The 11,695-nt window shown below is 46.7% G+C and carries 12 protein-coding genes and 1 pseudogene; 9 read left to right on the top strand and 4 right to left on the bottom strand.

Going from position 1 to position 11,695, the window contains the following annotated elements:
- The 3 genes from BG32_RS05590 to BG32_RS05580 form a co-directional block, all read right to left on the bottom strand.
- Positions 1 to 1,427: peptidoglycan DD-metalloendopeptidase family protein (locus BG32_RS05590; protein WP_121526549.1), on the bottom strand; the 1,427-nt coding region annotated here is incomplete at its 3' end.
- A gap of 5 nt (positions 1,428 to 1,432) precedes the next feature.
- Entirely contained in the window at positions 1,433 to 2,329 is an 897-nt protein-coding gene (locus tag BG32_RS05585) for a DUF881 domain-containing protein (protein ID WP_121509658.1), read from the bottom strand.
- A gap of 48 nt (positions 2,330 to 2,377) precedes the next feature.
- Complete coding sequence (locus BG32_RS05580) at positions 2,378 to 2,650, bottom strand: HU family DNA-binding protein (RefSeq protein ID WP_006491697.1); 273 nt, start codon at positions 2,648 to 2,650, stop codon at positions 2,378 to 2,380.
- Between the two features lie 216 nt (positions 2,651 to 2,866).
- Between BG32_RS05580 and BG32_RS05575 the strand changes: the two genes are divergently transcribed.
- The 9 genes and pseudogenes from BG32_RS05575 (at position 2,867) to rpsB (ending at position 10,422) form a co-directional block, all read left to right on the top strand.
- Complete coding sequence (locus tag BG32_RS05575) at positions 2,867 to 3,787, top strand: ABC transporter substrate-binding protein (protein WP_121509657.1); 921 nt, start codon at positions 2,867 to 2,869, stop codon at positions 3,785 to 3,787.
- Complete coding sequence (locus BG32_RS05570) at positions 3,756 to 4,532, top strand: ABC transporter permease (protein ID WP_121509656.1); 777 nt, start codon at positions 3,756 to 3,758, stop codon at positions 4,530 to 4,532. The genes BG32_RS05575 and BG32_RS05570 overlap by 32 nt, the downstream gene beginning before the upstream one ends.
- Positions 4,516 to 5,205, top strand: a complete 690-nt coding sequence (locus BG32_RS05565) for an ABC transporter ATP-binding protein (protein ID WP_121509655.1) — start codon at positions 4,516 to 4,518, stop codon at positions 5,203 to 5,205. Before BG32_RS05570 ends, BG32_RS05565 begins: the two co-directional genes overlap by 17 nt.
- Positions 5,206 to 5,263: 58 nt before the next feature.
- Complete coding sequence (locus BG32_RS05560; RefSeq protein WP_121526548.1) at positions 5,264 to 5,800, top strand: DUF177 domain-containing protein; 537 nt, start codon at positions 5,264 to 5,266, stop codon at positions 5,798 to 5,800.
- A 17-nt stretch (positions 5,801 to 5,817) separates the two neighbouring features.
- A complete protein-coding gene (gene rpmF / locus BG32_RS05555) occupies positions 5,818 to 6,000 on the top strand; it encodes a 50S ribosomal protein L32 (RefSeq protein WP_014730134.1) in 183 nt (60 codons plus the stop codon).
- A 12-nt stretch (positions 6,001 to 6,012) separates the two neighbouring features.
- Positions 6,013 to 7,001, top strand: a pseudogene (plsX, locus tag BG32_RS05550) (phosphate acyltransferase PlsX).
- Between the two features lies 1 nt (position 7,002).
- A complete protein-coding gene (gene glmS / locus BG32_RS05545) occupies positions 7,003 to 8,829 on the top strand; it encodes a glutamine--fructose-6-phosphate transaminase (isomerizing) (protein WP_121526547.1) in 1,827 nt (608 codons plus the stop codon).
- Between the two features lie 332 nt (positions 8,830 to 9,161).
- Positions 9,162 to 9,530: a ribosome silencing factor gene (gene rsfS, locus BG32_RS05540; protein WP_259459540.1), complete on the top strand. Its 369-nt coding sequence runs from the start codon at positions 9,162 to 9,164 to the stop codon at positions 9,528 to 9,530.
- A gap of 79 nt (positions 9,531 to 9,609) precedes the next feature.
- Complete coding sequence (gene rpsB / locus BG32_RS05535; protein ID WP_121526545.1) at positions 9,610 to 10,422, top strand: 30S ribosomal protein S2; 813 nt, start codon at positions 9,610 to 9,612, stop codon at positions 10,420 to 10,422.
- Between the two features lie 196 nt (positions 10,423 to 10,618).
- Here the strand turns inward: rpsB and BG32_RS05530 are convergent.
- The coding region (locus BG32_RS05530; RefSeq protein WP_121526544.1) for a cytochrome c biogenesis CcdA family protein at positions 10,619 to 11,695 on the bottom strand (1,077 nt) is incomplete at its 5' end.

Raw genomic sequence — 11,695 nt, 5'->3', positions numbered from 1 at the left:
TCCGAGGCCGATCCGATAGTATCCCCAACCCTAACAAAATCACCCTTCATAACCATGCGGCTGCCCAGACGCGCGTATACGGTCTTCATGTTGTTTCCGTGGTCCACCACAACCATCTCGCCATACAAATCATTTACTCTTTCCGAAAGTATGACCTTTCCCGGAAGAAAAGCCGTGATTCTTGAGCCTGGAGGCACGGTAAGGTCCATACCGGGATTTGCATAACCATAGTCGTAGCTTCCAAAATTAGATTCTATCGAATCCACAAGAAAATCCACGCCAAGATTCAGTCCAAAATGAGTGGCAATGGAAGCCTTGGCCATGAGATTGTCCAAAGAAAGCGGGATCTTTATCTCATCGCCACGATAGATCAGATCCCAGTTCTTGATTTCAGGATTCATCGCCTTAAGCTGTTCCACCGTTACCCCATACGCTTGAGCAATGCTCCACAGGTTATCGCCCGATTTAACAATGTAAGATACATGGGAAGTCGGTTCAATTGTCTCGTATGCGGCTGCACCGAGCCTGCTTCTTATATCGGAAATCTCTCCCAGGAAAGTGGCCATCGTCACAAAGTTCTTCTCTTCAGGCTCCTCCTGCCGCTCAATGCTCTGGAGATTATCGGCGAGTTCGCGCGTTCTGGAATCCATTTCGTCTATTCTAGAAACGAGTTCGTTGAAGACCTCAGAATCTATCACAGATGAACCTACGGTCTGCTCCAGCTCGGCAAGTCTTCTTGCCAAGGAATCATACTTAGCGCTGTCAAGAACGGAGATATCGGTTCTGGCGGCGAGCTCCTCAACCTTGTTAACGAGTTCTTCGTACCTGCGATCATCTTCATCGGATTCCTGCTGTACAACGACAACTTCTGCGCTCTTTATCTCCTCGATCCTCTGGAGCAGCTCTTCATACTTCGCCTCGTCAATGGAACTATCGTAAGTGCCAATCTCGGAGATTCTCTGAACTAACTCCGAGTACCTCGAAGAGTTTAGTGATTCAAGCGCCTGAACCTTTCTGTTCAGGTCATCGATTTCCCGAGTAATTATGTTGTTTTCCACAGTACTGGTTAGAACTCCGTCGATTTTGTCGTAGAGTGTTTTAACGATCGCTGCGGAAGATGCTGAATCTATAACCGACTCGGCAAGCATGTTCTTGATTATCTGAAGCTCCGCCCTAACAGCCTCAAGTTCTTCATAACCGGCATATGTAGGTTCAATTGCCTGAACGAAATTTATCCTGAAAGCAAGCTCCTCGACGGCATCCTCTAGCTGGGCAAGCTTCTTCTGGCCAGCTGCCAGAGAATCGATTTTTTGTTCGAGCGCATCCATTCTTTGGGTAAAATCATCCCTCGTAATAAACGGGAAGTCACACCCCGTGAAGAAAACCATGATAAGTACCAGAAGAAATAGAAGGGCACTTTTTCTCAACTGAATCAACCCCCTCCCGCGGGAATAGTGATAAATTCAAGAGGCAGAAAAGTCATGTCAATCTCCCTGCCTGCAAAAAACTCCTTCAAGAGACCCAGACCGGAAACAAGATAATCATACTCGCCCAAAACCTCTATCACAATGGGCGAAATTTGAGTCGGTTCATCATTAATTATAACAGTTGCGCCTACACAGCGTACATATGTGTATGGCATTATCCTCTTACCGTTGAGCGAGATCTCCGTGGCCCTCAGAGCGTATAACTCGTTCAAGATCATCAGGATATCGCTGTCATGAAGAATGCTGCTCCCCTTGAAGCCCGATTCTATTCTTATGCGAACGCCTTTTCCGACTTCCTCTTTATAAGACTGATCAGCCTGACTTGAAAACGCGTTAACATTCATGACCGCTTTCTTCAGATCAGCTGTGCTCGATTCGAGCAGCTTCTTCAGCTCTTCAACCTGCCACTCGAGAGATACGATCTTTCCCCGTACCCCTTCAATTTGAGTCGAATAGTCGACGCTTTCTCCACTGTCCAGTGAGTCGATGGATCTCTTTATCAGCTTCAAATCTGAGGAAAGCTGTGCGATGGAATCAAGCACGGGAGTACTGCTCAAGGAGTTCGAGACATAGTTAATATCTGCGATTATTCTTTCAAAGTCCGTAATGATTCTCGAAAGATCCTCTCTCACTTCAACAGAGGAAAGAGAATCTAAATTCGTGTTAAGGAGGGAGACTCTTTCAGACATCTGCTGAAGTTTGCTCTCGATCTCTCTCGTGCTTAGGCTAGAAATCATTTCATCGCCGAACTGCTTCAGAAAATAGATATTAAAGAAAGAACCCAAGGCCACAACAATGATCAAGGCAATAAGAAAAAACCATAATCCTTTCAAATCCTTCACTCCAAAACAAAAGCGGCGGCAACTCCGGCCGCCGCAGAGTCCACGACACTATTTTACCTTTTCCTTCAGTTCCTTTCCAGGTACAAATTTCGGAACTTTTCCGCCCGGTATAGTGATGGGCTTCTTGGTTCTCGGATTGACACCCTTTCTGGCCTTCCTTGACGCCACCATAAATGTGCCAAAGCCAACAAGTCTTACGACATCACCCTTTGAAAGAGTCTTCTCGATGATGTCGATCACCGTGTCAAGGGTCTTTCCAGCATCCTTCTTAGTAACACCTGTTTTCTCAGCGATTTCAGCGATGAGTTCTTTTTTGTTCATTCTGTTCCCCCCTTCGCATGAGATGTCGCTATTATTCTACCACTCAGAGCTCAAATTACCAAACTCCTCATAGAGGGCGATCTTGGCCTTTGCGGGAGAAAAAAGCACGCTGAGATCGCAAATTCGGCTCCGGGCTCTCAATTTGGCCTTCATAGCTGATAAGCCGTCGTCGGAGACGCTAATTCAGTGTATAATTGGGTATGGAGGTGGTTCTTAATGAGGAAATTCGTTGCAGTGTCAACTCTGCTTTTCATCACTCTCTTTTCTTTTGGGGTGAATTACATCAATCCAGTAGGCCCAACGTTGATTCCGATAGCCGAGCTGCTCTCCTCTAATTTATCAGAAGAGATTCCCGGTCTCGAGATCAATCTCTGGAGAAGCGTAGATGAGGCTATTTCGATGATGGTTACCGAAAAGGCACAAATTGCCCTTCTTCCCGTCACTGTAGGGGTTAAACTCGCATCGTCCGGTGTAGACATAAAGCTAGCAGCCGTCAGCATGTGGAACGGTTTCTATTTCATATCTACAGAAAAGACGATAGAAGACATTGAGGACCTGGTCGATACAGAAGTATATACTCTTCAGGCACCGGGACAGACTGCAGATACTATCCTTCGCGGTGCTCTCGAGTCGAAGGGATACGAAGTCGGAAGAGACCTGGATATTGTCTATGTCGGTGGGGCAGAGGCAGTTCAGTTGCTCGCCGGGGGCAAGGCCAAGGTAATTCTCGTGCCCGAGCCCTTCGCATCGCTTGCCGAAACACGTGTGCAAGGTTCGATAAGATCGATGCCAATAGAAGATCTTTGGGAGAGTTTCAACGAACAGAGGATTAACATCCCCACATCGGGAATATTCGTCAGCGGCACTCTCGACAGAGGCGTTGCGGAGTCGTTCCTGCTTCTGTATCAGCAGTCTATGAATCTCTCTCTTACAAACAGGGAAAAAACCGCTGCAACCGTATCGGAAAAGATGGGCGGATTCCCTGCACCGGTACTGCAAAAGGCAATGGATACGGCAGGTTTCCTCTTTTTGACGGCCGAAGATGCGAGAGAGGACATTGCGATCTACCTTAATAGACTCAAGGAACTTGATCCAGAGCTAACGGGTGATTTCGATATCGATGCTCTCTTCTTCTAGAAAGAGGACGTTGGCCCCAATCGTCTCGGTAGGCTTTCTGCTGCTGGGGTGGTTCATCGCATCTGCAATAGTCTCGAGCGACCTGTTGTTGCCCGGCCCGTTAGAGACAATGGAAGAATTTCTAAGAATCATCTCGAGCAGGAAGGGTTGGTCGGACATCGCGGAAACTTGCGCAAAGGCATTCCTCGGATTGTTCATTGCGCTGGGTCTTGGCCTTGCTGTTGGTTTCGTTATGGGACTAATCGATGTATTATATGAGCTGATTAAGCCGATAGTAGTTATCCTGCAATCTATACCAATTGTGTCGTGGCTGGCCCTGGCAATATTCTGGTGGGGAGTTGGCTTCTCCTCCCCTGTATATATAGTATTCCTTACCTTGTTTCCGATCTTCACAATAAACATAGCAGAGGGCGTAAGAAACGTGGATAAGAAGCTTGTCGAAATGGCCAAGATTTACAAGATTCCCAGGAATACAGTCTTCGGAAAGATCTATCTCGCTTCTGCATTTCCTTTTATCGTATCTTCCATGAGAGCGGGAATAGGAATAATGTGGAAATCAGTTGCGGTAGCCGAGTTTATGGTGGGAGCATCAGGGATAGGAAGAGCAATGTCAGACGCAAAATACTCCATAAACATAGAAAGGGTCTTCGCGTATACACTTGTTCTTGTTGTTCTGGGTATTTTGACGGAAAGGCTTCTCGACATGATCATCAAAAGGGGTAGCCGGTATGCTCTTAAGAGTTAGCAATCTCAGCAAGGCTTTCGACGGAGAAACAATAGTAGACAGATTCTCCTATTCTGTTGAAGGCGATTTCTTTCTCACAATTCTTGGAAGCTCGGGGTGCGGAAAAACGACTCTTTTGAGAATGATAAGCGGTATACTGAAACCGGATGCAGGTAGGGTCGAGCTCCAAAGCGAGAGGCTGGGATTTGTTTTCCAGGACGACAGATTGATTCCATGGCTGAACGCCTTCCAGAACATCTCGATAGTGTCTCCAAAATCCAATCCTGTGGAGTACCTCTCGTTTGTGGGCCTAAAAGGTCATGAGAATAAGTATCCTTCACAACTAAGCGGTGGAATGAGGAGGAGACTGAATATCGCGAGAGCACTCGCATTCAACCCCGATCTGATTCTCATGGACGAACCCTTCAACTCTCTTGATGTCGTGATAAAGGATCGACTCATCGAAGATATTCAGAAATTATGGACTGGCAGGAAAATCAGCATCATCATGGTTACTCACGATCCTTCAGAGGCAGCCAGGCTTTCAACGGATATAATACTTGTACAAGATAGGTTCTCTAAGGTCGACGAAATCAAACTGGGAGATCCCCTGGAAAGGAGTCCCGACGATATCGACTTGATCTCTAGAGATCTGCTATCCAGAATGAAGAAATTTTCTTCTTATCTTCATTGAAACGAGAGTGTTTTGCAATACCCTTGCTGTAGTATTTGCTGGCACAGAGGTGATTTGTATGGCTAAGATTCATGAGTTGATTGTTGATCTCAACAGTTTCGAATTCAAGAAGACTATAGATTTAGTTCTGGATCCGGGTTTCACCGATGAGATCAAGCTCTTGAGCAACGTAGATGTGCACATCAAGCTTTACAAAGATAAAGATTCGATTATCGTTACCGGTTCCGTAAAAACCGTCGTAGAAGACAGATGCGCCCGCTGTCTGAAAGTAGTATCCATTCCAGTTGAAGGAACAGTTGAGGCAACATATGTGCAAAGGGATTCTCTTCCACTAGTAAGAGAAGGCGCAGGGGATGATTTGGAGAATCTCTTGCCACTTGAAGGCGATCTTTTGGACTTGTCAGATCGAGTAATTGAGGCTATAATTGTTGAGGTTCCTCAGAAGGTTCTCTGTAAAAAGGATTGTGCAGGTCTTTGTCCGTTTTGCGGAGCGGATCTTAACGAGGAGCCAAATCATTCTTGCCAGAAGAAGGAAGAAATGCCTGATGGCTGGCACAAAGCGATAGCTGAGCTTAAGGGAAAATTGAAGAGTTAGATATTGGAGGGATTAGCATGGCCGTTCCAAAGCAAAAAAGAAGCAGAAGCAGGACCCACTTGAAGCGAGCAAAAATGTATAGCTCAATAAAGGTCGCTGTTTCTACGTGCCCAAACTGCGGTGAACCAAAACAGCCACACAGGGTTTGTCTACATTGTGGCTACTATGGAGGAAGACAGATTCTTGAGATCGGTGAGTAATAAATGCAAAGCATAAGAATTGCCCTCGATGCCTTTGGTGGAGATAATGCTCCTCAGGTCAACGTAGACGGTGCCTTTCTTGCTTTGAAGGAGTTTCAGGATCTCAAAATATTACTGGTAGGCAGAGAAGAGGATCTCAAACCTCTCATAAAAGAATCTCCTGAAACCTCAAGAATTTCAATAGTAGATGCCAGAGAGGTTTTTCCAATGTCGGAGAAACCTTCTCTTTTGCTGAGGAAGAAAGAGACTTCTCTGTACAAGGCAGCTATTCAAGTAAGAGATGGGAATGTAGATGCTCTGGTATCTGCAGGTAACACCGGTGGAGTGCTTGCGGCGGCGCTCTTTGTCGTGGGCAGGATCAAGGGCGTCGATCGTGGAGCAATTGCGGTTCTTGTTCCTTCCAAGAATGGCTTCACCATACTGATCGATGCGGGAGCAAATGCCGAGGCGAGGGCAGAACACTTGAGGGATTTCGGCACCATGGGTTATGAGTACGCAAAACTCATGGGGAGAGAAAAACCGAAGGTAGGGCTTCTCAATGTCGGAGAAGAGCAGGAGAAGGGAACGGAACTCACGAAACTTGCCTTTGATTATCTCAAGAATGATCTGGGCGACTCCTTTGCGGGAAACGTCGAAGGCCGCGACATCAATTATGGAGACGTTGATGTCGTAGTTTGCAGCGGGTTTGACGGCAATATCGCGATGAAGACTATGGAAGGAACGGGCAAGTTGATTTCCGCCACGCTTAAGAAAGAGATCAAGAAGAGCGGTCTTTTTGGAATTATAGGTGCTCTCTTTCTCAAACGTGCGCTCGGAAGACTGAAAAAAACGATGGATCCCAGCGAATACGGCGGGGCATTCATTCTCGGAGTCAAGGGAGCGGTTGTCAAGCTCATGGAAATTCAAACGCCCTTGCAATAAAGAATGCAATCAGAGTCGCCTACCAGGGAGTGAAAGGCGACTTGATAAAAAAGCTAGAAGAGAAACTCGGGGGAAAGTGATTTGTGCGGAATAGTCGGGATGGTAGGGAAAGACCTTACTATAAGGAAGCTTGTCGATGCCTTGAAAAAGCTCGAATACAGGGGTTATGATTCTGCCGGCGTCGCAGTTAACAGTCGTGACGGTCTCAGGGTAATGAAGGCCGTTGGGATGATTTCATCCCTCGAGAAGCTTCTTGGGGACGATCTCGACTCGAGTGTAGTTCAGGGTATTGCCCACACCAGATGGGCAACTCACGGGGGACCTTCCGATTTCAATGCGCACCCTCATACGGATTGCACCGGAAAGATTGCAGTTGTGCACAACGGGATTATTGAGAACTACGATGTTCTTCGTCTCGATCTCGAGAAAAAGGGGCATGTCTTCAAATCTGTGACTGATACAGAGACTATCGCCCATCTCATCGAAGAACACTATTCGGGAGATATAATTTCCGCAGTCAGACATGCTCTGCTGGATCTTGAAGGCGCCTACGCTATCGGCGTAGTTCATCAGGATCATCCCGACGTAATTGTCGCAGCAAGAAAGGGCAGTCCTCTCGTTGTAGGATCTACCGGGGAGAGCGGGTTTCTCGCCTCAGATGTCACACCTTTATTGAGGTATATAAGAGATGTATACTTCGTCGATGATGGAGAGTTCGTGGTTATTCGCCCGGAAGGCATAAGCATATCCAGAATGGACGGAACGAGCGTCAGAAAACCCTCCACCAGGATAACCTGGAGTGAAGACTCTGCGGAAAAGAGCGGTTACGAGCACTTCATGCTTAAGGAGATATTCGAAGAGCCCCAGACTTTGAGGAATGCCCTGATGGGCAGGATACGGGGTGGCGTGCCGAACTTCAATGAGATCGAGCATCTAAGAGAGGAAATAGAGAAGGCCAGATCGCTCACTATTCTTGCATGTGGTACGAGTTTTCACGCCGGGTTGGTCTTTCAAAGATTCCTCCAGGACTATACAGAAATAAGAGCAGAGGTTGAAGTCGCTTCAGAATTTCGATACAGAAGATTGCGGGAAGGGTTTAGCGATCTTGTGGTCGCGATTTCACAATCCGGAGAGACGGCAGACACTCTTGAGGGCATTAGGAAAGCAAAGAAGCTTGGAACAAAGATCATTTCACTTACAAATGTCGTTGGGTCAACTATCTCAAGAGAAAGCGATGCGGTAATCTACATAAATGCCGGTCCCGAGATAGGTGTTGCTGCCACTAAGACTTATGTTGCCCAGCTGGCGGTCTTGCTTCTCCTGGGAGCGGCCATTGCCGACATTGCCGGTAGAAGCGGGTTCGACATCCCGAAGATCGTAAACGAGCTGGAAGGAATGCCCACCGTATTCGAAAACACTCTCCCAACAGCAGACGAGCAGTGTAAGAGATTGGCGGCCGAACACTCGGATTATAAGCATTTCATGTACATAGGTAGAGGATATAGCTACGCATCCGCTCTTGAAGGAGCTTTGAAGCTCAAGGAGATAAGCTACATTCACGCCAGCGGTTATCAGGCCGGAGAACTGAAACATGGGCCGATTGCGTTGCTTGACAAAGACTTCCCGGTCTTTGCAATTGTCCCCGAAGACGAACTGAAGTCGAAGATGATTTCAAATATCATGGAGACACGGGCCAGAGACGCCAAGGTACTGGCTCTGTGCTCCGAGAATGACAAGGAAGTAGCAAAGTCGGTAAACAGCCGAATAGAGGTACCGCGAGTTCTGGATCCAATTTATCCGCTCGTTATGTCACCCTATCTACAGCTCTTTGCATACTATGTCGCCGTCAAGAAGGGACTTGATCCCGACAAACCTAGAAATCTAGCAAAGAGCGTCACAGTTGAATAGAGTTAAATCTGACGATTAGTGTAACATGATAGATGAAACAGGCATTGTATGAAACATATGAGTTGAAGCTACTACTCTGGAATGAAAGCGAAAGAAATCTACTGAGTCCTGCTTGAACCGGGGAGTGTGATCTTCAGAGAGTACCTCCTCGATGAGTCCTGTGTCCATCAAAGGGACCTTCAGGAGTAGTAAGGAAGTTAGGAAAGGAAGTTCGGCTATTCGTTCGTGGGCAAGTGTCTATTCATGATCAGTGAAATGGGCTGGAGAATTTTGTGAATTAGGCGGACGGTCGACGGAGAACTGAGAACGTGTCTTTAATGGGGGAATCAATCTTGGATAAAGTAGTTAAGGAAATTGCTGAGATAATTGACGAAAAACTTGGAGAAGACATAGTAATACTTGATGTCTCGAAGGTGTCAAACCTTGCAGATTATTTCGTGGTGACTACGGCAAATTCCGACCCTCATATGGACTCGCTACGGGAGGCGATACTGCAATACATTGAAAGGGAAGCCGTAGAGATTATCTACTACGATAAAGGCAAGGGTTACAACTGGATGGTGATTGACGGTGGTTATTTCATCGTCCACATTTTCAGTAAGAAGGGAAGAGAGTTCTATTCTCTCGAGGACCTATGGTTGAACGCAAAAAGGTACACATACAGAGATCTCGTCAAAGACGAGGATAACACACGGCAATAATCGCATTCGGTCCCGGTGCCCTCATTGCGGGGGTCGATCGACGGCGAAGCCGGAGGAAAACCAAAACGGAGGTGTATTTGTGTCGGTAGTATCAATGAAGCAGCTTCTCGAGGCCGGAGTTCACTTCGGACATAGGACGAGAAGATGGAACCCCAAGATGAAACCCTATATTTACGGTGAAAGAAAGGGTATCTACATCGTAGACTTGCAGAAGACCTTGAAGCTCATCGAAGAGGCCTACGACTTCGTCAGAAACTCCGCTCAGGAAGGGGCTACCTTCTTGTTCGTAGGTACGAAAAGACAGGCTCAGCAGATCGTCGAGGAAGAAGCCAAGAGATGCGACTCTTTCTACGTAAACAACCGCTGGCTCGGTGGTCTTTTAACGAACTTCACCACGATAAAGAAAAGAATCGAAGCTCTGAAGAACTTCGAAGAAATGGAAGAGTCTGGAAAGCTTTCTGCCCTGCCTAAGAAAGAGCAGAGCATGATAAACAAGAGACTCGACAAACTGAGAAAAAACCTCAGCGGTGTCAAGGAAATGCAGAAGCTTCCCGACGTTATCTTCATCGTTGATCCGAAACAGGAAGAGATTGCCGTTGCGGAAGCAAACAAACTGGGAATAAAAGTAATCGGAATCGCCGATACTAATTGCGATCCTGACGTAATCGACTTCATCATCCCGGGAAACGACGATGCTATAAGAGCGATCCAGCTAATAGTACATACGATGGCAGATGCAATCCTCGAGGGTCGAGAGGGCCTCGAAGCGGCTGCAATCGAATCAAAGAAAGTTACTACCGAAGAAGAAGCCGTTAAAGTTTCCAGCGAGGAAGACGATACTTCTTTAGAGGACCTTGAAGATGGCTCTGACGACGAAGAGGACGACGAATAATACAATCGGTAGGTTTCTGCTGAGGAATCGATCGAGATCATTTTGAACAAGGGGCAAAATGCCCCTTGTTTTTTCATAGTTGAATCTTCGCGAGAAGTGTAGACAATCTGTTCTGCTTACGAAAAAGATCTAATGCTTACCAACGCTTGAGATCAGAATCTCTTCAATCTATACGGGATCCGTATGGTTATCTAGATCATATCAGACTAAACGTCTTCAGGGTGATATTTAGCATTATTACGAAGAAAACTGTGAACAGAGCTCCCATTAGCAGTTTTATCTTCGCTGCGGCCTGCGTGGACGTCATGAACTCCTGAATCCTCTTCGTCGACGAGCTGAAGTAAGCTATCAGCGTGATTGCAATTATCGGAACTGTGAAGCCTAGATTGTAAGCAACAAGGAATCCCAGCGCCCTTCCAGTTACGCCGGAGCTGTTTATAATATAGACGATCGTGGGAAGGTAAACCTGACCGGTGCACATGAACTCTACAAAAGAAACGAGAATTCCAGTTACGAGCGATGCGATCCATATGGTCTTCGCCCTCGCGTTCTTTCTAATAATCTCGTGTGTCTTCTTTTTCAAACCAGGAGTAAGCTCAAGGATCGCCTTCTTGTTCCTGTATCTCATCCTGTAGAAATCAACGACCGAAAGTACAGCGAGTAGCCCTGTGAAGATCGCCATAGCGGGATAGAAGATTAGCTGGAATACCTTGGAAATGCTCTCGACGTATCCAACAGCTCCCAGAAGACCGGTTCCCATGGCGAGATAGGCCGCAAAGATCCCGACGGCAAAGAATATTCCCGCAACTAAAATCTCGTTTCTCCCTCTTCCAACGTAATAAAGATACGAGACAAGGAAAATGAGAACAACAAACGCGCACGGATTTATTCCGTCAATCAGACCAGCCCCGAGAACGACGAAGAGGCTGAACTGCTCGTATCTATCGTTCAGCCTGTGGGTGACATCATCACCTAGGGCCTCTATCTCCCGAAGTTTTGTTTCTCGCTCTTCCTGAGAGTAGTTGATCATACTTTCCAGCACACTGTCAGGAGTGGTATTTAACGGGGTAAAGGCATCTTTTCCAATGAATATCATTGGGTAAAGATCGAGTTCACTTTCAGATACTCCGTACACCTTCGCGTACTTCAGCTTGAGCTCCTGATTCTCTGCCTCGCTAAGCATGAACTTGTTGAGAACAACCTCATCCTCTACTTCATACTTAAGGCTCTCAATCATCATTTCAGCTTCAAAACATTCCTGACATGTCGCAAC

The sequence above is a fragment of the Mesotoga sp. HF07.pep.5.2.highcov genome (genome assembly GCF_003666285.1).
Lineage (GTDB): Bacteria > Thermotogota > Thermotogae > Petrotogales > Kosmotogaceae > Mesotoga > Mesotoga prima.
The sequence above is the reverse complement of the archived record's forward strand: the minus strand, read 5'-3'. Positions and strand labels throughout refer to the sequence as shown.